23 protein-coding genes and 1 pseudogene are annotated in these 26,846 nt (G+C 52.6%); 11 read left to right on the forward strand and 13 right to left on the reverse strand.

Annotation, left to right across the window (positions count from 1 at the left end):
- Positions 1-21: 21 nt before the first annotated feature.
- Positions 22-1,794, forward strand: coding sequence for an adenylate/guanylate cyclase domain-containing protein (locus tag ACR3EP_RS15665; RefSeq protein ID WP_480638599.1), 1,773 nt, complete (start codon positions 22-24; stop codon positions 1,792-1,794).
- Positions 1,795-2,274: 480 nt separating this feature from the next.
- Positions 2,275-2,895 (forward strand): hypothetical protein, encoded by a 621-nt coding sequence (locus ACR3EP_RS15670; protein WP_480638600.1) that lies wholly within the window; start codon positions 2,275-2,277, stop codon positions 2,893-2,895.
- A 708-nt stretch (positions 2,896-3,603) separates the two neighbouring features.
- On the opposite strand, the gene ACR3EP_RS15675 is transcribed toward ACR3EP_RS15670, so the two are convergent.
- The 6 genes from ACR3EP_RS15675 to ACR3EP_RS15700 form a co-directional block, all read right to left on the reverse strand.
- Positions 3,604-3,891 carry a tetratricopeptide repeat protein gene (locus ACR3EP_RS15675; protein ID WP_480639038.1) on the reverse strand — a complete coding sequence of 96 codons (288 nt, stop codon included), beginning with the start codon at positions 3,889-3,891 and terminating at the stop codon, positions 3,604-3,606.
- A 107-nt stretch (positions 3,892-3,998) separates the two neighbouring features.
- Positions 3,999-5,099, reverse strand: coding sequence for an adenylate/guanylate cyclase domain-containing protein (locus ACR3EP_RS15680; protein WP_480638601.1), 1,101 nt, complete (start codon positions 5,097-5,099; stop codon positions 3,999-4,001).
- 266 nt (positions 5,100-5,365) lie between these two features.
- Entirely contained in the window at positions 5,366-5,806 is a 441-nt protein-coding gene (locus ACR3EP_RS15685) for a tetratricopeptide repeat protein (RefSeq protein ID WP_480638602.1), read from the reverse strand.
- The gene (locus ACR3EP_RS15690; RefSeq protein ID WP_480638603.1) at positions 5,803-6,321 is read right to left on the reverse strand and encodes a hypothetical protein; all 519 of its coding nucleotides are present in this window, start codon (positions 6,319-6,321) and stop codon (positions 5,803-5,805) included. The genes ACR3EP_RS15685 and ACR3EP_RS15690 overlap by 4 nt, the downstream gene beginning before the upstream one ends.
- A gap of 444 nt (positions 6,322-6,765) precedes the next feature.
- On the reverse strand, positions 6,766-7,092 hold the full coding sequence (locus tag ACR3EP_RS15695) for an adenylate/guanylate cyclase domain-containing protein (RefSeq protein WP_480638604.1): 327 nt from the start codon (positions 7,090-7,092) through the stop codon (positions 6,766-6,768).
- A gap of 461 nt (positions 7,093-7,553) precedes the next feature.
- On the reverse strand, positions 7,554-7,787 hold the full coding sequence (locus ACR3EP_RS15700; protein ID WP_425082217.1) for a hypothetical protein: 234 nt from the start codon (positions 7,785-7,787) through the stop codon (positions 7,554-7,556).
- A 67-nt stretch (positions 7,788-7,854) separates the two neighbouring features.
- On the opposite strand from ACR3EP_RS15700, the gene ACR3EP_RS15705 reads away from it, so the two are divergent.
- Together ACR3EP_RS15705 and ACR3EP_RS15710 are read left to right on the forward strand one after the other, a co-directional pair.
- Positions 7,855-8,595, forward strand: coding sequence for an IS5 family transposase (locus tag ACR3EP_RS15705; protein WP_480639039.1), 741 nt, complete (start codon positions 7,855-7,857; stop codon positions 8,593-8,595).
- 82 nt (positions 8,596-8,677) lie between these two features.
- Positions 8,678-11,422: an AsmA family protein gene (locus tag ACR3EP_RS15710; RefSeq protein ID WP_480638605.1), complete on the forward strand. Its 2,745-nt coding sequence runs from the start codon at positions 8,678-8,680 to the stop codon at positions 11,420-11,422.
- An 11-nt stretch (positions 11,423-11,433) separates the two neighbouring features.
- Here the strand turns inward: ACR3EP_RS15710 and ACR3EP_RS15715 are convergent, their stop codons facing one another.
- The 4 genes from ACR3EP_RS15715 to ACR3EP_RS15730 form a co-directional block, all read right to left on the reverse strand.
- Positions 11,434-11,934 carry a hypothetical protein gene (locus tag ACR3EP_RS15715; protein ID WP_480638606.1) on the reverse strand — a complete coding sequence of 167 codons (501 nt, stop codon included), beginning with the start codon at positions 11,932-11,934 and terminating at the stop codon, positions 11,434-11,436.
- A 124-nt stretch (positions 11,935-12,058) separates the two neighbouring features.
- Positions 12,059-13,672, reverse strand: a complete 1,614-nt coding sequence (locus tag ACR3EP_RS15720) for a mechanosensitive ion channel family protein (RefSeq protein WP_480638607.1) — start codon at positions 13,670-13,672, stop codon at positions 12,059-12,061.
- Positions 13,669-14,991 carry a mechanosensitive ion channel family protein gene (locus ACR3EP_RS15725; protein ID WP_480638608.1) on the reverse strand — a complete coding sequence of 441 codons (1,323 nt, stop codon included), beginning with the start codon at positions 14,989-14,991 and terminating at the stop codon, positions 13,669-13,671. Before ACR3EP_RS15725 ends, ACR3EP_RS15720 begins: the two co-directional genes overlap by 4 nt.
- Before the next feature lie 247 nt (positions 14,992-15,238).
- A complete protein-coding gene (locus ACR3EP_RS15730; RefSeq protein WP_480638609.1) occupies positions 15,239-15,751 on the reverse strand; it encodes a DUF6653 family protein in 513 nt (170 codons plus the stop codon).
- Positions 15,752-15,965: 214 nt separating this feature from the next.
- Between ACR3EP_RS15730 and ACR3EP_RS15735 the strand changes: the two genes are divergently transcribed.
- Positions 15,966-16,796, forward strand: a complete 831-nt coding sequence (locus tag ACR3EP_RS15735) for a class I SAM-dependent methyltransferase (protein WP_480638610.1) — start codon at positions 15,966-15,968, stop codon at positions 16,794-16,796.
- Here the strand turns inward: ACR3EP_RS15735 and ACR3EP_RS15740 are convergent.
- On the reverse strand, positions 16,745-17,149 hold the full coding sequence (locus ACR3EP_RS15740; protein WP_170352124.1) for a GFA family protein: 405 nt from the start codon (positions 17,147-17,149) through the stop codon (positions 16,745-16,747). The two genes, ACR3EP_RS15735 and ACR3EP_RS15740, sit on opposite strands and share 52 nt — an antisense overlap.
- Positions 17,150-17,392: 243 nt before the next feature.
- On the opposite strand from ACR3EP_RS15740, the gene ACR3EP_RS15745 reads away from it, so the two are divergent.
- The 5 genes from ACR3EP_RS15745 to ACR3EP_RS15765 all read left to right on the forward strand — a co-directional run bounded on the left by ACR3EP_RS15745 (position 17,393) and on the right by ACR3EP_RS15765 (position 23,079).
- A complete protein-coding gene (locus ACR3EP_RS15745; RefSeq protein ID WP_480638611.1) occupies positions 17,393-18,334 on the forward strand; it encodes a homocysteine S-methyltransferase family protein in 942 nt (313 codons plus the stop codon).
- Positions 18,335-18,578: 244 nt separating this feature from the next.
- Positions 18,579-19,709 carry a M24 family metallopeptidase gene (locus ACR3EP_RS15750; RefSeq protein ID WP_480638612.1) on the forward strand — a complete coding sequence of 377 codons (1,131 nt, stop codon included), beginning with the start codon at positions 18,579-18,581 and terminating at the stop codon, positions 19,707-19,709.
- A gap of 307 nt (positions 19,710-20,016) precedes the next feature.
- The gene (locus tag ACR3EP_RS15755) at positions 20,017-20,496 is read left to right on the forward strand and encodes a GFA family protein (protein WP_170361929.1); all 480 of its coding nucleotides are present in this window, start codon (positions 20,017-20,019) and stop codon (positions 20,494-20,496) included.
- Positions 20,493-22,187: an adenylate/guanylate cyclase domain-containing protein gene (locus tag ACR3EP_RS15760; RefSeq protein WP_480638613.1), complete on the forward strand. Its 1,695-nt coding sequence runs from the start codon at positions 20,493-20,495 to the stop codon at positions 22,185-22,187. Before ACR3EP_RS15755 ends, ACR3EP_RS15760 begins: the two co-directional genes overlap by 4 nt.
- 58 nt (positions 22,188-22,245) lie before the next feature.
- The gene (locus tag ACR3EP_RS15765; RefSeq protein WP_480638614.1) at positions 22,246-23,079 is read left to right on the forward strand and encodes a CE1 family esterase; all 834 of its coding nucleotides are present in this window, start codon (positions 22,246-22,248) and stop codon (positions 23,077-23,079) included.
- A gap of 90 nt (positions 23,080-23,169) precedes the next feature.
- Here the strand turns inward: ACR3EP_RS15765 and ACR3EP_RS15770 are convergent, their stop codons facing one another.
- Positions 23,170-24,027: a LysR substrate-binding domain-containing protein gene (locus tag ACR3EP_RS15770; RefSeq protein WP_480638615.1), complete on the reverse strand. Its 858-nt coding sequence runs from the start codon at positions 24,025-24,027 to the stop codon at positions 23,170-23,172.
- A gap of 85 nt (positions 24,028-24,112) precedes the next feature.
- Between ACR3EP_RS15770 and ACR3EP_RS15775 the strand changes: the two genes are divergently transcribed.
- Positions 24,113-25,135, forward strand: a complete 1,023-nt coding sequence (locus tag ACR3EP_RS15775; protein WP_480638616.1) for a permease — start codon at positions 24,113-24,115, stop codon at positions 25,133-25,135.
- 896 nt (positions 25,136-26,031) lie between these two features.
- Here the strand turns inward: ACR3EP_RS15775 and ACR3EP_RS15780 are convergent.
- Positions 26,032-26,775: pseudogene (locus ACR3EP_RS15780) on the reverse strand (SdiA-regulated domain-containing protein).
- Positions 26,776-26,846: the final 71 nt, after the last annotated feature.

Here is a 26,846-nt window from a genome sequence, read left to right on the forward strand (position 1 = left end):
GCATCAACTATCGTCGAACGTATGTCAAACAAGGGGCAACAGTTGCAACGAAGGTTGGCGGCAATTCTAGCCGCGGATGTCGTTGGGTATTCGGCGCTTATGCACAAAGACGAGCAAGCCACAATTCTAATGCTTGATCACCTGGAAAGCGACATCGTCACCCCAACGATAGCAGGCCAATCAGGTCGTGTCGTAAAGAGCATGGGCGATGGTTGGCTAGTGCAATTTGACAGCGCGGCGCAAGCTGTAACCGCAGCAATGCAGCTACAAGAGCAGTTGGCTGAACACTCGTTAATGAACATGCGGATTGGTGTTCATGTGGGCGACATCACTGAAAAAGGTGACGACATCTTAGGTGACGGTGTAAACATTGCGGCACGGCTTGAGAGTATTGCGCCAACCGGTGGCATCGCAATTTCTGAACCCGTACATTTGAACCTTGAACACACTCTGGCAGACGCTTTCAAAGCAGTTGGGAAAAAGAAGCTCAAGAACATCCAGCGCAGCCTGGATGTGTGGATTCACAATGGACCGCAACTTGGCGCATCGCAAAGCTCGCATTCTTTCACAGAGACGAGCTTGCCAAAGCTATCCATTCATCCTGTCACGTGCAGCGACCAACGAACCGAATTAAAGGAAACGGCCGCAGCTCTTACTTCAGATTTCGGTTCTTATTTTCGAACGATCAACTGGTTAAACGCGGCAATAACATCCACGGAAGCATCCGAGGGATATGCACTTCGCGGCGTGCTGCGTGGACACGGCGACCGATTGCGTCTGGAAGCCCGCTTAAATGACTCTTCTGGTCCTGAAATCTGGACTCAGAAGTTCGACGGTTCGGTCGAAGCTATCTTTGATTGGCAAGACGAAGTTGTAGAAAAACTGTTGGATGCGGTTAGTGGGATATTGATCCAGTCGCTGACCGCAAAGCTCTCCGCTTTGCCTGAAGAAGAACTGACGGCCGAACAGTGCGTTTTGATGGGCATGATCACATGGTCGGAGGCCAGCATCGACAGCTATGAAGAGACGTTGTCGTACCACGCCAGGGCCATCGAAGCCAAACCAACCCTCGCTGCCGCCTATGCCGAAGCTATTTGGACAATGAATGGCGCGAGAACCTATGATCTTCGACGCGAATTGTCATCTTATTACGAGAAACTACCACACTGGATTGAGGCCGGTCGACACATGGCAGGTCAAAGCCCAACGCTTGATCTGAGTGTTGCCGTGGCGGACTATAATGTGGACGGGGATGCTGATCGACTTTCCGTGGCGCTTGAGCAAATCAGGCAACGAGCGCCATTAGATGCCCGCCTGCATTTGTTTATGGGTTGGGGATACAACTGGGCCGGGTTTCCTAAAATGGCATTAAGCTGTTTTCAGACGGCGCTTCGGTTGGGCCGATATGGAGCCGTTTTCGTAGGTGCTTCCGGAGGTGCTGCCACCTCTTGCGTTATGCTTGGTCGAGACCGCGATGCCATCGGCTACGCTGAGGCAGGTTTGCGCTTCTCAAAAACTATGCCGCACTTCACAGCACGAGGGCTGCTGCTCACGCAATGCTTGGGGAACCTGAAGAAGCGTCTGCTGCTTTGGCGCAAATGCTGCAAATGGAACCTGGTGAGACGATTTCGAAGTGGCGTAGCAACGTGGACTATGGTGGCTCTGAAGGCGCTGAACGCTACTTTGAGGCACTTCGCCGGGCAGGGTTGCCAGAATAGCGGTGCCGGAACTAAGTTGCCCGGCAAAACCGGCAGCTTGATCGCGCATATTAGTGCCTGCAAAGCTCGAATTTGAAGGGCCACTTTGGGCTGGGATGCCAACAAACTGACTGGTACATCGAATTCACAAATTGTGGCACCGATCTAGCAGTCAAGGTTTCCTTAAACCGGTGGCGGCGCATTGGGGAAACAGGCCCAACGCGCCTCATTCGTTTTGGATAACTGGTCTCAGGTCTGCGACGGCACCGGGTCTTGGGTTCGGATGCAAACCCAAAGAAAATAGCGTCGAGCGAACCGGGTAGCTGACTAATGCGACGTGACATAGCTGGTTCCTTTTCTGTTTATGCGCCGAGCTTGGCTGGTCTGAAGGAACTGGGCCACAGACGCGATCCGCCTGAACCCGTAAGTCATCCGTAAGTCACTTGGGCAATCACCTATCGTCAGGCATATTGATAAGCAGCGGCACGACTATTTCGGAGACAACATGACCGCCCCTTCGTCCATCTTCGCCGACAAACTTCGAAGCCATCGAGCTCGCAACGGTAAGGATGGTCGAATGTCACAGGAACAATTGGCTGCTTTGCTGGGATTAAGTGTAGATGCGGTTAGCAAATATGAGCGTTCGCTGTCTTACATCCGAGGTGATCTGGAGCACCTTTTGATAGAAAAGCTCGGATGGACGCGGGATGAAGTTGTGGCTTGCCGTGAGGATTGGGAAAGCCGTTCAATTGGAAAGCAGGCCTCCTACCGGGTTCTTCGCGAACACGAAGTGGCGTTGGAATACGGATCTATCGAGTTTGCCGATGCCGCCGTTCAGGCCTTGGAGTTGGCAAGCGCTCGCGAGTTTCCCGACGGGTTCTCCGCCTGCGATCCCATCTGGGCGGAGATTCTAAAGGATGGGGCGATGTCTGGCGTTTATGTCATGATTGGAGATGAATTAGCCGCTCATATCTCGCTCATTTTCCTGGATGAAGATTTGGAAGCTAGGTTCCGCGAGCGCCGATTGGTTGAAGCTGAATTCAGTCTGGGAGCCCTCCGACGCCCGGTTCTTCCTGGCGATTATTTTGGCTATTGCGCCGGTGTCTACATCGCGCAAAGACATCAAAAATCTGCGCTTCATCTGCTAAATGGGTTTGTAAAAGTACTGGAAGATCTCGTGGAAAGGAAGTTTATTTAAAAGACCTAGCTGCCATCGCTGCAAGTCCAATAGGGCATCAACTCTGCAAGGATCTGAATTTCCAATTCATCGGGCCACACTTTAACGCCGCAGGCCTCGAATTCTGGCGTCTCGCCGGGGAAAGCATACCCAATTCTCTCTTTGCTCGACGCAGCCCAGTGCTCAAGAAAGCTTATACCGACCGTTTCAAAAAACTTAAATTCGGTCTGGCAATTGGTCATATGCAAATGACGTCCAGCCCAAAGGTTCAATTGTGGGCGATACATAGAACTGTTTTTTGGGCAGCGCTACGTCGATGAAGTTAGAGTCGAATGTCCGGTTCGAGCTGACAGCTATCTTAGTCGATACTGTGCATGATCCGAATTTTCGATTTGCGTATGAAAGCGCTAAGCAAATTCGTAGCAACCAAAACAATCTTCTGATCTCTACAACCCAATACAATACTGCGGCGCTACTCTGGTAGACCGGCCTTTAGCATAGCATCCGCCCAGAATTTGCGCAGGGCTTCAGTCTTGTAGACCATGTGGCCGGTATAGGTTTGCACTGAAAATTGCGGGTCGATTGAAAGAACTGCGTCTACTGCTTTCGTGGCATTTTCGGTGTCATCAAGATCAGCGTGGATTGCTGCCAAACGGATTTGGCACAACAAGGTGCCAGGCAGGCGGGTTTCCAAGTGCCGGTAAACTGTTCTTGCTTGCTCCAGCTGACCTAACCCGCGATAGGCATCCCCAAATGGCTAAAATACCAGTCCGGGCTGTAGGGCGACAGCCGAATGGCTTTTCGCATGCTGTTCAGGCTTTCCTCAAATTCACCACAACTATTGTACGCAATTGCCAGCATGGCATGAGAAAGCGAGACGCTGGGTTGCCGTTCAATAGCTTCATTACAAAAGGCTTTGGCTTCATCAAAACGAGATTCGTTTGTGAAAATATACCCTTGCAGTGCGTAGACATCAGCCGGGACATTTTCATCGCCAACAATGCGTCGCAGATAGATTGGGCCTCGTCAGTTGACGCCTTCGGATCTTGATGAAACCCAAGGCGGGCACCGGCTTGTAACGCCCAGCCAAGGCCCGTTCTGAATGATAAGTTCTCGGGTCAAGCTCAACCGCTTTCCGGTAGAGCTGAATCGCGGAGAGATTCCTTCTTTGTAAATTTGTATTGTTCACTGATTCCACGCATCATTAAGTCCCACGCCTCAAAGTTAGGCGCTTGATCAGCCCAAAGCCGGAGCTCTTGTCCGTGTGTAAGGTTGACCGCCAATGAGATGGAAATTTCGCGTGTGATTTCATCTTGAACGGTAAAAATGTCTTCAATCTGACGGTCGTACCGGTCGGCCCACAAATGCGACCCGGTTTGGCATTCAATAAGCTGCCCGGTGATGCGAACCCGCTGCCCCGCCTTTCGAACACTCCCTTCAAGGACGAAACGAACACCTAATTCCCGTCCGACCTGTCTTACATCGACAGACCTTCCTTTGTAGGCAAATGTCGAATTGCGCGCCATCACGATGAGGCCATTGATATGCGACAAGGCAGTGATGATGTCTTCGGTAATTCCGTCCGCGAAGTATTCCTGCTCTGGGTCACCTGACATGTTTTGAAATGGCAGGACGGCGATTGACGGTTGGTCCGGCAACTCCAACTGCTCACCTGTCAGAACTTCGTAGAACTCAGGTGACAGGCGCGCCGGGTCGAGATCGATGCTGTAGGCGCCAATCCTATGCTCGATGTTTTTTAGATCTTGCTCACCCAGATCCTTGAAACTGCCGGAGACCTTTCCTTTGATTTGACGGTATACATCCTCGGAAATGCAGACGCCTCCGGGTTCTGCGATTGCTTCCAATCTTGCGGCTACGTTGACGCCTTCGCCAAAAACATCTGAACCTTCAGAAATCACATCTCCCAGATGAATGCCGATCCGCAATTGAATGCGTTGCACGCGGGGCACGTCAGGTTCTCGGTCCTGCATTGCTCGTTGAATGGCAATAGCGCACTCTGCCGCGTCGACCACACTGGTGAATTCGGCCAACAAACCATCGCCCATCAACTTGACAATTCGCCCTCTGGACTCGCGTATTTGGGGTTGAACCAATTCAGAAAGTAAAAGGTTTAGGCGTAGTAGCGTGTTTTCTTCATCACGCCCCATGAGTCGTGAGAAGCCAACAACATCAGCTGCCAAAATCGCTGCAAGTTTCCGCTTCACTGTCAGCCCCCCGCGAAAGTTACGTTAGAGGCAACGACCTGCAAGGTCTACATTCGTGCGCCCTTGAACGTTTGCTGTTCCAACGCGGAGATTCTTGTTGAAGCTAAAAATACGGCCGCCAAGGCTACGCACCGCTAAACTCAGCTTTGGCTATTAAATTCCAACGACCGCTCCGAGCTGCAATCAGCCAAATAAACGGGATACAGATACATTTGCATTTGATGACGCAGCGGTTGAGCAAAAGAGTTACGGTAAGCGTCAGCCAGTCAATCCTGCCGCCGTAGCCCATCCACAAGACGTTTGAAATCATCCGGTCGCCGCCACATCGACCAGAATCCACGGGCAAGGCTTTCTACTGTGTCATCATCAACCACAATACCTCGACTTGTGAACTCATCGCGCCGTTCGGTGACAAATTCTCGCAATGCGTCGGAGGCGTCTCGCGCTCGTCCGAGCTGCGCGTAAGACGCGGCGACAAAGGCAGTGGCCAATGAGTTGAGCCGCGCTGCTCCCATCAAAAAACCAAGCGCTGCTTCGAAGTTGCCGTTGAAGAATTCGACCTGTCCCATAATCCAGTCGATGGCAGGCGGATGCAGCGGGTCCAGCGCCATCGCTTCCGAAACTACTTCGCGCGCCTTTTCGTGCAAGCCGAGCAGTAGGAAAGCGTAGCCGCACCATGCCATCGACTCCGCCTCGTTTTCTATCATGGAAAGTGTCTTATTGAATTGTGCCTCTGCTTCATCCCAAAGGCCAGCACAGAGATAGGAAAACCAAGTTGGTCCTGAATGTAGACGTCCCGGTTATCCAGTGCCACGCCCTTTCGGGCGATTTTCAACGTGTGGGCCGGTGCGTCAGCGTCTGCCAGCCCAAGCCACAAGTCTATTACATATGTGTCCGAAAGATACATGTAAGATCGCGCGATGCTCGGATCGAGTGCGACCGCTCGTTCCAACAAAGCTCTGGCCTTGGCCGTATCTCGTGCGTTCAAGCCGTCGCGTAGTGCCTTGCCCTTCAGCATCAGTTCATAGGCCTTCATCTGATCCGTTGGTTTCTGTGTCGAGCGGTCGACGACATCGTTTTGGACCCTACCCGGCAACACTGCGACGATATTTCGGGCCACTTCGTCTTGAACCGCCAGAACGTCCTCCAGTTCGTGGTCATATCGATCCGACCAGAGTTGAGTGCCCGTACGCGCGTCAGCGAGCTGTACCGAGATTCTCACGCGACTGCCGGCCTTCCGCACGCTGCCTTCAACCAGGTAATCTGCGCCGAGAGCCTCCGCGATTTTGGCCGGATCTGTGTCCTGTGTCCGGAACCTGAAAGACGCATTTCTGGAAACAACCTTAAGTGTCCGAAAACGCGATAAGCCCACAATAATGTCTTCCGCAATCCCGTCGCTGAAGAATGCCTGCTCGGGGTCATCACTCATGTTTTGCAGGGCAGGACCGCAATAGTGGCTTTTCCTGATTCAGGCCTGGCGGTTCAGCGCATACTGCGTTTGATCCGCCAATGCGCCAAGCATGTACCGGTTCGGCGACGTTCTTTACTGTGTGCTGACCAGCATCCTCCCAGGCGACCGGTATACGGTTCCCGACCACACGATAGACAGCGTCAGACACCAACACACCGCCGGGCGGGGCAAGCTGCTCCAACCTCGACGCAAGGTTCACACCGGAACCAAAACATCTCCGTCGCGCATGATAATGTCTCCAAGAGTGACACCGATGCGAAAGCGAAGCGGGTCGGAGCCTACTACTGGCACATTTTGCCATTCAACCGCGCAAGAAACGGCATCGACAGCGCTGTCGAAGCTGGCGAGCAGACCGTCACCCATCTGTTTGACAATGCGACCGTGATGCCGACCGACAAGCGGAACAGCAGTATCCTCAATGTGCGCTGAGAGGATTTCGAGCGTGCCTTTCTCGTCCCGCTCCATTCGGGCGGTAAAGCCGACAAGGTCAGCAATCAGGATGGCCGCCAGCTTTCGCTCCACCTGTTGTCCTCCTTTCTATTTCATACTGGTCGCTACGTGTTTAGACCATGCGAAAGTGCACAGGGCCGGTTGCTGACTTTGCTCGAAGTCGGTTTCAGCGTTGGGGAACTATGCCATTCGTCTGCGCGAAAAGCTTGGAGGACAAACAGCCCAGTTGTCCTCGCCTTGAGCTGCGTTAGGTCCGCTTTGACGAGGAGAAAGGCCACCGTGATCGCATCTACCTCGCTGCGTTTCTCGAATTCTCCGGTAGTTTCATTGGGCCTTTCTTCTGACATTCCCATTCCCCTCTGTATCCGACGCTTTCGGGCAATTGGCTAACTTTTCATAATACTATATCGCCTCGGAAGCCAGCTCTCGGCATGTGGGCGCTTCTTCAAGAGAGGCTGTAATTCTGCAAAACCTCGTCCCCCAGTGCAAGTAGTTTGCAATGGTGTAGAAGGACGGGAGACGGCTCCAAATCCTCATTTTTCGTTTTGTTGGGTGTCATCCGACGACACATCCTGCTCGTTGTCAGACGTTGTTTCATTTTCCCGAATTGCCAACTCGGCGATTTTTCGAACCAGATACCAAACGCTGCTACGGCGTGTGTGCCCCTTGATCCAGCCGGTCACATCCTGAGCAGGGATGTCGAGATGTGGGGCTTCGTCTTCGAATACTCTGACTTTGTAGTCGGAGATATTAGGGTCAGGACCCATTGATTTCCGCTTAGCTGCGTGATTCACGGTTCGAAAATCGAGCGGTGACCATGTCTGATCTTTCTGGCTGACGGATGCGCAGATGGCGTGTCTTGAGCCTTTCTTCCCCAAGTCCCACGGCAAACCACGCGTTGATGATCGACGTGTGTTGAGCGGCATTATCTTCATTAATCGCAATGGGTTGAGATGGCGCGATGCCCCTTCGGCGTATGGTCCACACAAGACGCTCTATTACCGTTGGAAGCGGTGGAGCGACAAAGGCATCTTCGCCCGGATGATGGCCGGTCTGGCTCCCAAACACGGTGAGGAGAAGACTGTGATTGATCGATGCCACCTACCTGAAGGCCCACCGTACCGCGACCAGTTTGGGCGTCAAAAAAGGGGGCGTGGACGCCTGATCGGTCGCACCAAAGGCGGCATGAACACCAAGTTGCATGCCATCTGCGACAGCCGGGGACGTCCGCTCAACCTGTTCATCACCGCCGGTCAGGTCAGCGATTACGTTGGTGCGCGGGCACTGCTGAGCGGCCTGCCGGATGTCGATTGGCTGCTCGGGGATCGTGGCTATGATGCCGATTGGTTCCGGGAATCGTTGAAAGACAAAGGGATGCGCGCCTGCATCCCTGGCCGGAAGCAGCGGAAGAAACCGGTTAAGTACGACAAGCGTCGTTACAAACGGCGCAACCGGATCGAGATCATGTTCGGCAGGTTGAAGGATTGGCGGCGTGCGGCAACCCGCTACGACAGGTGCCCGAAGGTCTTCCTGTCAACAATCGCCCTCGCAGCACTCGTTATCTATTGGATATGAGTCCTGACCCTAGTTGCCAGAAAGATTGGAGATTTCCGATTTGCGGTTAAACTGAATTGTGAAAGCGACCACAGGGAAGCAAATGAGGACTTGGCTGTTTAAGATACTTGGGCTCGTTGCGCTACTCGCTTTTGCAGCAATCGCATTTGTTTGGTTGCTACTTGCTGCACCGTTGTTCTCAGATATGCGACGCAACCTTGTGGAAAAGGTTCTTTCGGAACAAATTGGGCAGCCGCTTCTGGTCAACGACGATGTGAGCGTCGCACTTGGTCGCACTACCCACATTTATGTCGGTGGCGTTGTAATCCCCAGCGAGACACTGCCAGATACACCTCTTGCAGAATTAAAGCTCCTTGAACTGGAACTGGACGTTGCCGCCCTGGCCAACGGACGTCTGCACTTTGACAACCTTTTGGTGGACGGTCTCCAGGCAAACTTTCTTACAGCCTCTGATGGAACAACAAGCTGGCGAAAACGCCGACCAATGCCAACGTCTCAAACCAACGGATCGCTGGCAGAGGACAATCGGGATACTGAGGCCGAAATCGAGACGTCCGAAGTTGGTGGCAAAGAGAGCAGTGGGATTCTTACCTTTCTCAGCGACAAGAACGTCAGCTTCACATCCATCGGTTTGAACATTGACGACCAGGTTTCAGGTTTTTCGTTTGTGTTTGATCTTCAGTCACTCGCCCTCGAACAAGCAGCTGATGAACAAAGGACAAAGGTCTCGGGGACAGGCTCCGTCAACGGTCAAGGTTTCGAAATCGAGGGCGACTATCCCCATGACGCGCCGTTTACGACGCGGGCCCGCTTTGGAGAAATGACTGTCCGCTACGATGGCGAGCCATTCGCGGAAGACGAAGGTGGCGGTTACCGGGCTGTCCTGGAGATGGATACTGGTGAATTCGGCGACTTTCTCGATGTCATGGGGTTGGAACGAGTTCTGGAAGGTAATGGCCAGTTGCAAGCTGAACTTGTGTCTCAGGACGTCCTAACAATCGAAACATTTACAACAACCGTAAGCCTTGAAGATGGACAAAAACTCGAAGCTGAAGGTTCTGTTGATGATCTCTATACAGCTCAAGGTGTCGATCTGCTTTTCAATGCGCGACTTCACCCAGCGGGACAACCGCCCCAAGCGGCAAGGAGTATTCAAGATCTCAAGTTTACAGGCTTTGAAATGCATATGGTCGGATCCCTCGCCTCTTTCGAATTTGAGAAGCTACTGTTCGAAACCAACGCCTTTGACCAAGGGTTGGACGTGATCGGCCCAGCCTCTATCGAGAGCATTCGCCGCATGCCGGACGGCCGCCTCGCGATGTTGGGCATTACCTTGCAAGCCGGCCCAATTGAGGAGCCGGTGCTAAAAGCCGAAGGCGAAATACTCGACCTGCTTCAGCTTCAGGACGTGAGTTTTGATGGCACGCTGAACGGGCCCGCCAAATTGATTTTACCCGACCTCGACGAAAGCTATGTCGACCAGTTTGGCGGCATTAAGGCAGATTTCAGCATATCCAATGCGGGAGGCCCGGTATCACTAAACAGGTTCAACGCGACCAGTTATGACACGGATCTTTGGGCGCTCGACCTTGCACTATCAGTCAATGAGCTCAAAGGGCTGGCTGGGCTTGATTTCGACGTGGACCTGGAGGTGGGCGATGGTGCTCAATTTCTGACCGCGCTCAACCTGCAACCTGTCGAAATTGGCGCACTCACCATTGATGCTGAAACCTCAAAGCAGGGCGAGGACTTTAATGCTGCAATAGAGTTCGAAGCTGGCTCCTCGCAGCTTCTAGCGGCTTTGGATGCAAAATTTCCGGATGGCTCTTCTGTTGTTCGCGGCAACGTTACCAGCGAGAGGCTCGATCTCAACGACCTGAAGAACCTAACTGCCGTGCTGGACCAATTGAAAAGCCTGGTAGGGGAGACCCCAAAAGAACCTGAAGCCGAAGTTCAGCCTTTGGTTTTGTCTAAGGAGACAAACGTCCAGCCCTTGGTGTTGCCAAAGGAAAAAGGGAAGCCTGCCGATCTTCTGGATGTGCAACGCGTGCTGCGAGAAGCTGACGTCGAGGTACAGATCGAATTCAAAGAGATTGTAGGCCAGCAAGGCGTAACATCTGTTTCCAGCCAATTGTCTGCAAAAGACGGAACCGTGGATTTCGGACCTCTTCAGATGGCTTATGGCGGCGGAACCTTCAGCCTGCGGGCGGTCATGGATCTGATTGACTCACCTGATTGGCTTTCATTGTCGGGGTCGACCTCAGGGTGGGAGTTCGGTGAGATCCTTGATGAGTTAGGGATTGGAATTGATGCCTACGGGCTTTTGAGTGGTGAATTCAACGTTTCGGGCAGTACCGCTTCTGGCAGGGCCTTCATCAACTCCATGCGTGGCAATGCGTCTTTGTCAATGTCTCAAGGCTACGTCAGCACCAGTTTGCTGGAGTTGGCGGGGCTTGGTATTTTCCCTTGGCTGTTCTCTGAAGAGCTGCGGCAAGGTTATACCGACATCACTTGCGTCGTGGCCCCTGTTAATATTGAAGCCGGGCGGGTAAGCACAAACTCCATCGTCATTGAGACAGCTTCGGTTCAGTTGGTGGCCGGCGGGCAGGTAGATTGGGTGAATGACACAATTGCGATACGAGCGGAGCCCCGTCGTGTCGGCAAACCTCTGTCCCGCAGCGCTTGGCCATTTGATGTGACAGGTCAGCTTTCATCACCGAAGTTTAAGCTGGATGTGGGCGGGTCTAGGAACAAGGCTCCAGAGGGCGCTGATGCGATGCCAGTAAACAGGCAACCTTGCGTGCCAGACATCAACCAATTGCAGTAGTCGGTCGCAACCTAATTCTTCAGCGGTTCTGGCTGTTCGGCCTGGCACTCCAAAACGGCCTCAATGGCTTTTGCAGACCCGCTGAGGTCTAGCTCCACTTCGGCCCCACTTTCGCCAATGATTGTAACGCTTTGGCGTTTTCCAAATTCCGTTACGAACGCCGGGTTGTCGAAAAAGGCGTAGCCACCGGGCACGCCATTCTTGTAGACACCTACGGCCTCACCTTCGAACTGCGCATCACCAAAATCAAATTTTACTATGCCTGTCGCACCGTCCTCGACTTGAACCCAGGCCGGATTGTAGGCGGCAAAAAAGCCGCCAGCCTGGTTTGGTGCAGCGCCAATTTCTACTGTCATATCGTCTTCAAAGGCTCTCCACGCGAGACAACCGTTGCCTTTTTCTGGATCGACGAGAATTGCCCAGTCGCCGGACTCACCCCACTGTTCCATCCCGGCTGCGTGAACAAACCCAGGCAGAAGCACTACAGTTGCGGAAAGTACCCACTTGATCATCCTGAGCCTCGCTGAGTTCTGAAGATTTCTTGTTTGATTCTAATCATTGCTCAATGTCAATCAATCCAATCCGACGACGGCGGTATTGCGTTTTTGAATTTTCACAGATGCCCCTGACGAGTTGTTAGTCAGATATGTGAGCAAGCTCACCATCCCAATCAGCTGAAGGTATTTTGGGTTCCGGCGGATCAGCGATGTAAGACGGAGTCATTATTTGAGTTTCGTTTTCATTAAAAACATCGACAATGTTCTCACGAAGATCCGACAAGATTTTTGGCAAACTCGATCCACGAGAAGTGTACGCGTTGATTTCATAGTTGATCGCGTAATCTGCCAACTGGGTCCAAAGCACAAATGGCTCCGGGCTCTTTCTCAGCCCTTGAGTTCGGTGTGCCGCCTCAATCAGCATCGCTTTGATTTTCTTGGGAGGTTCCTCGTAGCCAATCCCCACCGTCGTGTGCACCAATAGCCCCCGACCATCCACTTTGCGTGAGTAGTTCACAACTTCGGAATTGAGCAGCTGGGCATTTGGAATGCTGATCATCTCGTTTTTGATCGATTTGATGAGTGTTTCCATCAGTTTGATCTCTGTTACGTCGCCTATCTTGTCACCGACCTGAATTCGATCACCCACATTAGTGCTGCGTCTGTAGATGACAAACAGACCGGCCATCATATTTGAAACAACTGTGTTGGATCCCAGCGAAACCATGATGCCGGCAAGAATAGTCAAACCTTGGAAGGCGCGAGAGTCGGAACCAGGAATGTAAGGGTATGCAAACACCAACGCGATAACGATGAACAAAGCCCTGCACAGCATTTTTGTTGGTGCAATCCAATGATCCTCGAAGTCCTTTAGCTCAAAGGCTCCGCTCTCAATGTTTTCGAAGAAAAGATCGAGGCCTCGAATTCCCAGCCGAGTCACAGCGGCTATAATCGCAAGCATGATCAGATTGGGAATGTACCCGACAATGGCCAAAACCACAGTGACCAGCGGTTCACTGACATATTTCAACAGGATTTGGGCTAGGCCCTGTGTTTCCGCGAAAGAAAGCAGAACTAAGGAAAGGTAGTAATAGAAGAAAAAGAGGAAGAAGACCCACATCAAAACGTGGAATGCGTAAACGATGATGGAGGCAATAGCCTTGCTTCTTAGAATCGATTTTGTGGCTTCCTCAAAACCTTCTGCTCTCTTTTCCAAGTTGCTTCTGATGTAGTCCAACAGCTTTCGCCGTTTAGCAAAGAAACCGTAGGAAACCAGCGCGAATATGACTGTCCAGGCAACGGCAACAATCGCGCTGTCTACCAGCCCTTCATTGGATCGCGCTTCACGATATTGCAGGATCGCGGATTCAATAGCCTCGGCTTGTAGTGCGGCCAAACTCTCGACGTCCATCTGTTCATATTCGGCATCCGCTTGGGTCGTCGTTGTAATCATCTGGCCATCGGCTCTAATGAGTTTCCCGAACTCAGAGTCCATGATTTCAACATTTATGCTCGAACTCTGAGAAGCGTCACCAACCTCAGAAACGCGCTCTGCAACCTTGTCGGCCCGCTCAGTTGCAGGAAGGGCACTCGAACCACGAACGACGAACAGTTCCTCCCCATCTACAATCACTGGAGCAACAAATTCAGAATCTTCTCTTTCTTCAGTCGGAACAAGCGGTTCTTCTGACTGGGCGAACGCGACACTGCTGGCAAACAAAACAGTCGTGAACCAAACTACAAAAGCTCTCATGAATTTGCTCCCTCTACGGGTATCAGGTGAACATCGCGCTGTGGGAAAGGTATCGAAATCCCCTCTACGTCAAACCGCTCCTTTGCTTGCCCCGTCAGGTCCCAATAGACGGTCCAGTAATCGTCAGATTTGGACCACGGGCGACAGAAGATATTGACAGAGTTGTCTCCCAGCTCGCCGACGAAAACCTCGGGCTCGGGTGTCTTCAAACAGAGCTCGTGTTTTGAAACCAGTTCTTTGAGAACGTCGATTGCTTGCGCCGCGTTGTCTGAATAGGCGATGCCAAAGACCAAATCGACCCGGCGTTCTTCTGAGGCGCTGACGTTGGTAATCACGTCGCCCCAGATCTTACTGTTCGGGACGATAATGATTTGGTTGTCAAACGTACGGATCTTCGTGGAAACCACAGACATCTCATCCACAAAGCCGGATGATCCTCCGACTTGAATGTAGTCACCGGTATCAAATGGCTTCAAAACCATGATCATCAGACCACTCGCAAGATTGCCTAGGGTTTCCTGAAGCGCGAAGCCTAGGATGAAAGACAAGCCACCAAGAACGGCAAAAAGCGGAGTGACGTTCACTCCAAATAAGGCCAAGACGACGAGTATCCCAAGAACGAACACAGCCCAGAATACTGCTGTGGCGATGAATCTCTTCAGCATCCTCGAAATAGTCGGAATTTTTTCTAAACCGCGTTCGGTGACGCGGCGCACCATTCGGGCTACAAACATCATGGCCCAGACAGCCAGCAAAACACCCAAAACAGCCATCAAAAGGCCAACACCCCCTTCCCAGGAGAACAACCAGGCCCAAGCATTTTGAAATAGTGTCTGAAAGTCAGTTGTTTTGAGCGCCCCTGCCTTTAATGCAAGGATGTAGTCGGAATGGGGTTGCAGGTCTTCTGCCTTGGCCCCTTTCAGTGTCCACGCCTCAAGCACCAACCGATAGTTGTTCAAAAGCGCCGATCCTGAGTCACTTAGGGACGCCAATTGTGACCGGAGGTCGTTTTCTTGCTCCCCACTTGCTGTCCGAAGACCGAGATTAATCTGAGCGACCTCTTCGAGTTGCGAGCGCACAATACCTTGCCAAGTGCCTGCGACTTTAGAAAGTTCTTTTGCGGTCAACGGGACAAGTAGAATTTCCAAATCTTCGCCCGAAATGGATGCATCAACGACCTCATCAAGAAGTTCGTCTTGCTCTACTTCGACAGCTTCCTGCGCATCCGTCGTTTCTTGGGCGTTGGCAGAAAAAGCGCCTGTGAGGGTCACCATGCAAAGAAATAGCCAAATTGACCCGATATTGAATAGTCGTCTCATTTATCCGTCCCCCTCTTTAATCGCTAAGGAGAACATACAGGGATGCCATGAATCCACTTTTATATTCAAAATCGAATATTCTATTGTGACAAATACCGTCTGAAAAACAGCTTCACATCCACTTGGTTCGGAAGGATGGTTGTTCAAAAAAGCGGACTACCAATTCATTGCAAATCGTCGATTGTCTTTGCCCCCTAAAATTGGGCCACTACTTTGGCGGCTGGCGTAGAAAGATAAGTGACTGGGCCTACGTCCCAGCCGCCAGGTCTTCCAACGACCCACCATCACGCAGAAAGTCGCTCCAGATCCACGCCATGCGATCCACAAACCACATCTTGCCGCCCGAGATCACAACAATGCCAAGGAATGTGAATCCTAAGTCGTACGCCCAAAGACCGTATGCAAACGGCAGCAAACCCAATCCGCTGACATAGGCAAGTGCTTTGGCCATTTTAATATGATGAGCCGCAATCTTGTCTTGGTATCGCAGCCAGACACGCTCGCCCAATACACCTTGGGCTGACCAGCTTTCGAAGGTCTTGGGTCGGGAGAACGCACGCGGATTGATCCAGGTCCAGACTAAAACCACTCCGACGGCAACCCATGCCCAACTGCCAATCCACGCCCGACTCCAGATCGCCAACGCCATAAGGGGTAATGGTGTCAGCACGCGGGTCCAGACTGACCAAGGGTTTGCATGCCGCAACCAAACCTCGTCCTTCATACCCATGAGGCGTTCGGAAAGTCGAACTATGTCCATCGGGTCACTCCAGAAACTGCAAACCCATTATTGAGATTGAATCCATCCACTACGGATCACAACCGCTTTCAAGTCTCGTCCTTTAATAAAGATCAGGCACTCGCGATTACATGGCGAGTATCCGGGTCGATCCTGACAAGGCTTGAAAAACATATCTGGCCCGAACCTTGCTTGAGTGTATCCTTGCCACATTTTGGAGCTTTGGGGGGCTGAAGTGACTGATACAGCGGACTTTGAGAAAATGGAACGCCAAGGATGGGCGGATCCGTCTATTGCTAAAGGGTATGCCGACGGCTTTGAAATGGCGACGCGCCTGGTTGCTAGAAAGCTTGCAGACGAAGTCGCTGCCGGGCCGAATTGCAAAGCGCTTGATCTGTGCACCGGACACGGTGTCGTGGCAGCAGAGCTTGTGGCTTGCGGCTCAGATGTAACGGGCTTGGATTTCTCTGAGCCGATGATTGAGCTCGCCCAATCAGCTGTGCCAACAGCGCGGTTCGTTCAGGGTGATGCAATGGCTATGGAGTTTCCAAATCACACCTTTGATGCGGTCACAATCGGGTTCGGCGTCCCACATTTTCCAGACCCCGAACGCGGTTTCAGAGAAGTAAACAGAGTGCTGAAACCGGGCGGTAGAGTTGCCTTCTCGATTTGGCGTGGCAAAGGATCAGATGGCGCGTTTGGCTGGCTGTTCGATGCTGTTGAACGCCTGGCCGACCCATCCATCTCTCTGCCTGCGGGCCCGGATGCGCACATGCTCGTAGACAGTGGAATTGCCAAACCAATGGTCGAAAATGCAGGTTTCCGCAATGTGCGGCTTATCGATGTTGCAAGCGAATTGTGCGTTTCAGATCCTAAGATGCTTTTTGATGTTTTTGATGGTGGTGCAGTGCGTGCGGCATCGCTCCTCAAGCGTCAGCCGAAAGAACGGCGTGATGCAATACGTGCGGATTTGGCAACGCGCGTTCAGGCGGAAGTAAACAAAGACATTCGAGGTTACTTTGTGCCTGCCCCTTCAGTTGTTATCACTGCTTCGTCCCAAGCCTGAGCTGCTTCGCTGTAGATCGATTTCGCCGGATGATACTTGGAAGGATCGTCCATTGATGCCGCATGGACGTAGATGCAGTCACTCATCCGTTCACTTCTACGGATCAGCGGTGAGCCGCAGTTCGGGCAAAAACCGCTAAAGGTCGACAACCCTGATCCTCCTGCCATTTCAAATGTTTTGAGCGCATCACCAATCGAAACAGATTTGGCCACAAGTGGCACCATCTCTGAATGTCCCGAGCCGGTGAGCTGCTGGCAATCTCGGCAGTGACATCGAAACATCGGAAGATCAGAGCGAATTCCAGAGTATCGCACCAGCCCACATTTGCAGCCGCCTTCGATCTTATCACTCATGTCTTCTCCTCCACCTAGAAAGGATAGAACGGCCGGTCCTTTGTGTCAGCTTGAACCTGCCGCTCCGAGGTAACAAGGACCGGCTATAGGTTAGAACGGTACAGCCACGCTTGTTCAGAATCTCCGGCGGTTCGCGCTTAAATATGCCTAGCCGATACCGCAAATGCAGAAAGCGTCCGAACGGACAAGTAAACACCTCGGTTTTGCAGAAGATCTGATCATTGTTATTGTGGATGCGGAGTAATGCCGGTGTTCGAGGGGTGCAAAATGGCGCGGAGACTTCCAGGCGAGGGGAACAAGAAATTTTTGGTTTATGCAGGTACAGGTACGGACCTGATCTTTAACCACGGTATCGAGCTTCCGGGTTTTGCGTCGTTTCCCTTGCTGGAGAAGCCTGACACCCGGGCTGTTCTGGCCGGACAAATGCAAGCGCTCGTGCAATTGGCCGGCGATATGGGTGTTGGGTGCATTCTCGACGCACCGACATGGATGGCCAATGCCGACCGTGCTGCACCTTTGGGCTACGATGCTGAACGTCTTTGTGAGGTAAACAAGGATGGTGTCGCACTGATGGAGGAGGTGCGCAAGGCTTCTGGTCGGGATGACGTTTTGGTTTCCGCCTGCGTCGGCCCAAGATACGATCCTTACGCTGATGTCCCGCCCATGACAGTTGAACCGGCGCGTAGTTACCACGGTGCGCAACTTGCTGTTCTGAAAGAAACCAGTGTTGATCTGGTGACCGCGTACACGTTCAACCGCCTAAGCGAGGCTGCTGGCTGTGTTCTGGCTGCAAGAGATATTGATTTACCGATCATTTTGTCATTGGTCGTCGAAACCGATGGCTGTTTGGCTGACGGCACCAAGCTTGTTGATGCCATAGACCAGATCGAAGCAGAAACAGACGGCGCGGCTCTGTTCTACATGGTCAACTGCGCACACCCGACGCACTTTGCCGACGCGCTCAACGCGCATCCAAGGCTCAAAGGTGTTGTTGCCAATGCATCAAGTTGTTCGCACGCAGAACTGGATGAGGCCGATACCTTGGATGAAGGAGATCCCGTGCAGCTCGGCCAAGAAATTGCGGATGTCCTGCGGAAGAACCCGTCTATCAGGGTGTTTGGCGGTTGCTGCGGTACGGATATGCGACACCTAAGGGAAATGGCTTTGGAGGTAGATCGCGGATAGCGCTGCTGTTTAATTTACGGCGGCGTATCACCGTATGGTTGAAGCTTGATGATAGGCTTTAACGGGAAAAACAGTGATCCGAGAAGTAATTCCGATGAAATGCTGGCGAAGCTTCATGACAGGTGCTTGACTTTGCTTTTATAGACCGTGGACCAAACGTGTTCTACCGTCTCGATCACGCAACTCAATTTGAGAAGCTCAACTGACACCTTCAGGATGGAGACTGACGATGTTTGCTGGGAGGATGACAAGCTTTCGCACTCACATGAAAGAAGCCGGAATCGACGTTGCTCTCATCACCGATGACGACAACGTTTATTATCTGACGGGCTATTATGACTACCTGCATATGGAGTTCGGGCGTCCAACCATCCTGATTGTGCACCGATCAGGCGAAAGCCTGCTGATCACGCCGACAATAGACCTGAACGCGGCACGTTCGGCGGCTCATGTTGATCGTATCGCGGCCTGGAATGACGGTATGGGCGAAGAGTGGAGATCGGAACTGCCTAAAGCGGTCAAAATGGCAAAGCGCGTCGGGATCGAGCCTGATCACATGCCGCCTGTTGTGCGGACATATCTGGAAACGTTGGTCCCGGTGGAAAACCTGGTCAGCGCCACACCGATATTGGCTGAAATGCGAATGATAAAATCCGCCCAGGAACTTCAATTGGCCCGGCATGCCGGGCAAGTTGCAAGCGCTATGATGGAAGCCGGACGCGACGCCATTGCAGACGGAGTGCCGGAGTTCGAAGTTGCGATTGCCACGTCCCAGGCTGGAACACGAAAGGCCGCCGAGCTTTTAGTGGCGCATTACGATGACGCGGACATGTCGCCCAACACTCATTTTCTGCAAATAATGGCGTCGGGCGACACCATCACCAAAACCCATCATCGCGCCTCAACCCGGATCATGAAACGAGGCGAGCCGGTGTTTTTGTGCTTTTGCGGCATGACCAATTTTCACCGCTTCAAACTGGGTTTTGACCGCACCTTTTGGATTGGTGAGGTGGCGGACAAACAACAAGAGAATATCTATGAGGTTGCCGTGGCAAGTCAGGCCGCCGCACTGGCAGAGCTGCGACCAGGTGTGACTGCCGAAAGTGTGCATACCGCCTATGCCGAGGTTATCCAGGGGGCGGGTTTTGAATACCCGTTCCGGTGTGGTCGCGCGACCGGCTATAGCTTTTTGGAGAAACCACAGCTCGTCACCGGCGACACGACAGTGTTGCAGCCAGGGATGGTTTTCGCTGTTGATGGTTCAGTGTCAGTCGATACATTTCGTGCGCAGGTTGGCGACAGTTTCATAATCACCGAAGATGGTTGGGAGGCAATAACGGAACATCCAAAGTCCTTGGATGCCGTTATCCTTTGACCTTCTGACCAACGCAGTCTTTTGAATGCATTGGCGTGGCGAGCGCCTGAAATGGCGAGCCGGGTCTTAGGATTTTGTAAGTTTTGCTCCACGATCTCGCGATTGCGTTGCATCTTTAGGCATCCGCAACGCGATAAGGTGCGCGAAGTTGGAAGCACCTCCGGCACCTTCGATAGCGCAGTTTCAGAGGTAAATAAGCCACTTTGGGACCCGGTAATTGGAATGTATAACTGGCAGTGCATTGGAGAAGAAGGCGTGGCGGAAAACTTGCGTTAACAGCCATTATTCGATTGGGGGTAGATGGAAAATGAGTGATGATTCTGAAACCTACCGAGGAATCTGTTATTGCGGCGCATGTAGTGTTTCTACTGCCGGTGAGCCGATGGTCATGGCTTATTGTCATTGCCACTCTTGCAGAAAATGGCATTCGGCGCCGGTCAATGCCTGGTGCCTCTGGTCGGCAGACAATGTCTCGTTGTCAGGACCGACGGTTCACTCGGACAAGAATGATGAAAGCCATCGTGTTTCCTGCGGCAAATGCGGAGGTGCATTGGTGAATATCAAACCCGGAAAGGACATTGTAGCGGTCTACGCAATGTCGCTGGCCGAATCCGGTTTGAGCTTCGAGCCGGCCTTTCACATCTTCTACGGCGAGCGTGTTTTCGACATGGCTGATGGCCTGCCGAAGTGGAAGACGGTTCCGACATCGTTTGGAGGGGATGGTGCCGCTGTGACCGAACCGGACAAAACCGGTTGGATTTCCTTGAACACGCGAGCCGAAGGTTGAAACGCAAACTCACTTCGATCTTGGCGGCTGACATTGTCGGCTTCTCGCGGCTTGTGGAAGCCGCCGAGGAAGCCACGCTGGCCCGTCAGAAAGAACTGCGCGTGTCCGTGTTTGATCCCGGTGTTGCGCAGGCAGGTGGTAAGATCATCAAGTCAACGGGCGACGGATTTCTGGCCGAGTTTTCTAGTGTAGTGGAAGCGGTTCGCTTCGCGATATCTGCACAAGAAGCCGTTCGCGCAGAGGAAGAATCCACGCCTCAGGATCGGCAGATCAGTTACCGCATGGGCCTTCACATAGGCGATGTGGTTGTTGATGACGGCGATATCTATGGTGACGGTGTGAATCTCGCAGCTCGCTTAGAGGGCGCAGCCCCGACGGGCGGGATTTGCATCTCCGCTGCCGTTCGTGACCAGATCGTTGGCGTAATGGACGTGCTATTTGCGGATGTCGGTGAATTGACATTAAAAAACATCTCGCGCCCGATCCGCGCCTTTGTTTGGCCCGCCGACCATGATGGTGCGCAGAACGGTGTCAGCACACCACCCATCGGTGGTACATCCAGGAAACCGACCATAGCCCTCGCGGCATTCGAAGCCCTTGGCAGCAATCATGATGCCAAGATGCTGGCAGAGGCCTGCAATCACACGGTAGAGGCGGCGCTTGCCAATCTGACCGGATTGGATCTGATCGCTCTCGATGCGGACCCGGATCATATCGCAACCGCAGTGTTTCAGGCGTCCGGCAACCAGGTCCGTACCACCCTAAAGCTACGCGAGACGAGCACGTCAGCAACCTATCTGACCCAGCGGATGAACGGTGATCTTTCCGACCCCTTCTTGGCGGAAGATCTGTTGTCAGGTGAAATCGCAACAACGATCCGATACGGAATTCTGCAACGAATTGCTGAGCACGCGGCTGAGACAGAGACAAACGATCCCGAGGCAATGCTGAACCTCGCAGGGCATTACATGATGGGATCGCAGCCCGAAGAATGGGACGCGGCGGGCCGTCTGCTGGACAGGATCCTGACGGTCCAGCCACGCAATTTTATGGCCGTTGGGATGAAGGCGAACACGTTGATCGGAGAATTGGTATGGGGTTACCGTCCGATAAACACGGAGGATATTGAAGCGGCCGACGCCGGCTTGAGCAAGGCGGTATCGTTGAATGACCAAAGCGACTACTTGCACCTGATCCGGGGGATTTTTCACTACGGTATTACCGGCGATTTGGAAGCAGCGGTGCGGTGTGTTGAACGCGGGTTCGAAATCAGTCCGCAGTTCGCCCAGGGGCATATGGTACTGGGCTGGATTCAGAACCTGATGGGCCAACCAGAGTTAGCGCTGAAGTCCATCAAAAAGGGCTCGTTTTCTCTTGCCAAGAACCGGATATATCACCGTGTCCCACAAGCGTTGGCCCAGACTTATCTAGTTATGGGCGACTTCGAGAATGCCATCGCCAACGCCAACCGAGCGCTACAAAATTCGCCGGGGCTGCCGGTCGCACAAATGTACCTTGCCAGCGCAGCCGGTCAGGCTGGTCTACCTGATGAAGGCGAAAGGGCGCGGGATGCCCTAATTGCGTCAGATCCGGACTTCCGAGTTAGCGGCGTGCGCAGGTTCCATTTTCAGGACCCAACACGTTGGGACGCAATCCTGGATGGACTTCGTTTGGTGGGGCTGCCCGAGTAAGCTCTCTCGGGAAATTCTGTGTTGTAGTGTGCTAACATCAATCCCCGAGGGGGACATTATGCACAACAAAGTATTGGCCGTTTTAGTTTTACTCGTGAGTTCAGGGCAGGCAATCGCCCTCGATTGTGGTGACAAAACAAACTCGTGCAAGATTGAAACCGGAGAATATCATATCGTTCTTCCGAACGATTGGCAGGGTGGACCTGCTGTGATGCACCTGCACGGTTATGGCGGTACAGGTGAGAAGATTGTAGGGAACTCGGCGTTCGTTGAAGAATTCACCAAGCGGGGATACGCATTTATCGCGCCAACCGCGCTCCCATGGTTGGATGGTAAACCCACCGACTGGTCTGTTCGAGACGGTTGGAACACCTACCCTCGCTCAGACGTAAGATTTCTCCGTGAGGTTTTGGCTGACGCTGCCCTTCGTGCAAACGTGAATGTGGGCCGGGTGTTGCTGACAGGATTTTCCAGAGGTGGATCAATGGTCTGGGAAGTTGCTTGTCTTGCACCGGAAATAGCGCTTGGTTACGCGCCGGCTTCCGGTGGTTTCTGGCTCCCGGCAACCGAAGATTGTCTAAAGCCGGTACACTTGCTCCATACCCACGGGTTTGCCGACAAAGTTGTTCCGCTTGAAGGTCGCGCAATACACAGCGAGGAGTTTGACGTTACCATCACGCAGGCAGATATCTGGCAAGGCCTGTCGGTGTGGCGACAAGAAAACAAATGCCCACCCAATGCTGCACATCACGAAATGACCGAGGGTCTGTGGCGCAAACGCTGGAACTGCGAATACGGTAGTCTCGAATTCATTCTGCATGACGGAGGGCACGGTTACCCGACAGGATGGAGCTCCACAGCGCTTGACTGGTTTGAAAGTCTGGGAAACTGACGCATCACCAATTTCAAAAAAAATTTGGTTTTGCTACGGTGAGACTTAGAAGAGCTTGTGGATCGGTCGGCTGGCCAAAAGGCACGTCTTCTAGATTTTAGTTAGAAACGCAGAGCGGATAGCCGTTTTCATGGCATCCAATGGCCCGGTTTCCTGTGAACCGGCTGCCGCCATCACCAACTTCGAGGTGGACGTTCTGCCGAAACCAAGGGTCTCGCCCACTATCGATAGACCGGCATGAAGTGAGGAACGCCCCAGTAGGCCGACCGCTATCCCTGCTTCGACCGCCGCGATTACACCAGCGACACTCTGGCTGGAATAGACAATGCGGTATGGTTTTGCGCGGTGCTCTAGCGAAGCGATTGCCGCGTCGCGCCACCAACAGGCGTGATCGAATACAGCCACCGGCAAAGTTTCATCGATTGAAAACTCCCGATGTGCGGATGAGACCCAACATGTTGGATCCTCAAACAACAGCTCTTCATGAGGCTCTGGGCTTTCAACTTCATAAACTGCAAGGTCCAACGACCCCTTGTCGATGGCGTCAGGGAAACCGGTGCTCAAAGCGCAGGTCACCTCCAACTCGACCTGTGGGTGGTGGCGGGTGAATGCTGCGACAATCTGAGCCAGTTTGACTCGACCGTGATCATCTGGAACGCCAATGCGCAGTTTGCCCGTCACGGCCGTTTGGGAAATGTCCTGCAATGCCACGTCCAGACGTGTTGTCACTTCATGTGCAACGGGCAACAGCAGACGACCTGCATCGCTTAGGACGACCCCGCGCCCGTGCCGCTTAAATACGGGTTGGCCGAGGATGGATTCGAGGCGTTTGATTTGAAGGCTTGTGGCGGATTGGGACCTATGGATACGTGCGGCGCCATCCGTGACGCTGCCTGCTTCGGCGACGGCAACAAAGGTGCGCAACAAATCGCTATCCAGATTTACCATTTGAATTACCAATATCAGTGATTGAAACTATTCGTTTCACACATGTTTGTTCAACTCCTATTTTTCAAGATCAAAGGAGTATCCTATGACCGATCAGACAATTGTCCGCCGGCAATCAGGTAAGACTTACGTGGTCTGGGGCGTGTGCCTATTGCTGTTGGTCAGCATCGGTTTCGCCTGGCCGGAACACATTGCGGATGCCATTAGGTTTGTCCTCTGGGGCCTCGTTGTCGTTGCCCCGATAGTTATTCCAGGCATCCTTCTGGCGGCCTGGATCATCGCCAGCGGAGCAGACACCCACATTGCTGGCGTGTTCGAAGGCAGGACACTCCGAACAGTGGTGGCCGCATCATTGATCGGGGCCATCACGCCAATTTGTGGTGTCACCGTACTGCCATTGATGGCAGGGTTGTTGGCTGCTGGCGTGCCGCTTGCCCCGATCATGGCGTTTTGGTTGTCATCCCCGATCACAGACCCTGCGATGCTCGCAACGACCGCTGCCACTCTGGGATTGAGCTTTGCAATTGGCAAAACGCTCGCAGCGTTCGGATTGGGTGTGTTCGGAGGGGCAGTTGCCAGCTTATTTGCCAAAGCACCTTGGTCATTGTACGCGCTTCGCAACAATGGTCTGGCACGCCAACTCAGCACAGCGCGACGTTGCAATGACCAAACCTTCGACCCATGGGTTTGGAGAACTCAAGCACGTCGGCATTCATTCAGAAAACAATTCTGGGCAACGGCACGGCTTATCTTAATCTGCCTGATTCCTGCCTTTGCGGCCGAATACGCGTTGAATGCTGCACTGACCCCAGGGGTGCTTGCGGCTTATGTTGGCGAGGATCAATGGTGGGCTATACCCGCAGCGGTTTTTTTGGGTGCACCAGCCTATATCGATGGTTACGCCGCGCTCCCACTTACGCGTGGGCTAATTGACAACGGCATGTCTAAAGGTGCCGCCATGGCCTTTTTGGTTTCAGGTGGTGTGGTCAGTATCTGGGGCGCAATGGCCATCGCCCCGGTTCTCAAACTGAAGCCATTCTTGCTCTATCTTTTGCTTGCCATTTTGGGATCTCTCGCCGCGGGATACGCTTTTGGGTGGATCGCCTGACCGCGCACGAGAACTTGAGCAGGCATCGGCAAAGCACTATTCAAATCCGTAATTCGGCCATAGAACCGCTGCCGAGGAAAACGAAGGCTTTTGGCTCGTTCGGCTAAATCGAATAGAATGCACGTCACGGCCTTCCGCAGAATTTGGGCTTCAGAAACTGGATTCCAGTTCCGCAATTTACCACAAGCGCTGACGAGCATCGTCCTTCAGATAAGGGTTGAATTTTGCCGCCCAGAATGCACCTATGATTGAGAGATAGCCCTTTAAAGCTGAAGAAGGAGCGCGACAGCTGCCATCAATTGAGAGCGTTTTTCGAACCGCGCAAATTTATGGGCAAATCGTGCAAGCTTATGCGCAAATACCGCGCAGAATTATGGGCGAACACAGCCGAATTTCCTGCATGTCTTCAATGAAGACAATGCAGCGTTATGAGAACACCTATAGTCTCTGTAGGTGCGTCCATAGCTTTGCATTTCGCCCAAAGAATTGCGTTTTTGGCCCAAAACTTTGGGCGCATTAACCTTCAACTTTCTTAGTTCGAGGCTCCATATCTTCGGGTCTCATTCTTTGCTTATTTCGCGCCATCGCCGAATTGCCGGGGAAGGTTTTCGGGTGGCCGCTTCCAGCCCAAACCGGACATTCGATACTGGGATTCGCAACTCCCGAGATGCGGGAAGAGGTGGCCATTTCGTTTTCTGCAATTGAATACGACAAGCCATTGCGATTTTTTTCGGCAATCAAACCTGCGGAAAAACAAATGCGTATAGGCGTGACTTTTTGCCATCATCGGTCAAGATGTAAAGAACGCCACCACTTTCATCCAAAGCTATCCCTCAGGATTCTTCACTTCCTTTACTTCATCCTTTTGGAGTAAATTAAATCGATAGTTTTGACCGTCAGAACTTCAGGATCAAAACAAATATTCGGCGCCCTTCATCGCTGAGTATCCATAAAGACTTGGTCTTGCCGGACCAGGCGATCCCGCTGATGTCTAGTTCGTCATCGTCGGCGCGAGATGAAACGAAACCAGCCTCAGCCGCTAATGGAACTACTCCAATAATCTCATCAATTTTCGAGGAAATGACGAGCAGCAGTCTTGGTTGACCCTCAATGACTACGAATACTTGCCCAGAGTCTTGATCTACAGTGATCCCTTCCGGTCCCTTGTTCAAGGGTTCTCAGCAAGCATTTCAGCAACTTTGCTGTACCCCTGAGTGAAGAAATTGGAGTAAATTAACTTTGATTGGGTCTGTGGGTTGGACCGTTACGATGGATCGGTCAGTTTCTTGTAACAGCAATACAGACCCATCCTTTCTTCCAGCGACACCTTCCAAGTCTGTGCCCAGATACTCTGGAAGTTTGAACGAACTCTTTAGCTCTCCATCTACTCCTAGAAGGTGCAGCTTCGATGCTTCATCGCTTACTGCCCACAAGAATCCATGAACACTGGAAAGCGACAATCCGGATGGCTCAGAAAAGCCCGCTGAATTATCTGCCACTTTGTAAGACCCAATAAGTTCCAACATATCAGTCTGCGCTCTCACTGGGCTCGTTAACGCAAAAACGTTGGCGATCACAGCAAGGCTCGCGCAAATTACCTTTGCAACTCTTCGTTTGTGCCGATCATTTGGCTGGTTCATTCGAGTAAAACCTGCGTTCGTTTGGACTTAGTTCATACTCGATCAAAATCGATGTTGTCCAACCTAACACA

Source organism: Ruegeria sp. BB10, assembly GCF_056535725.1.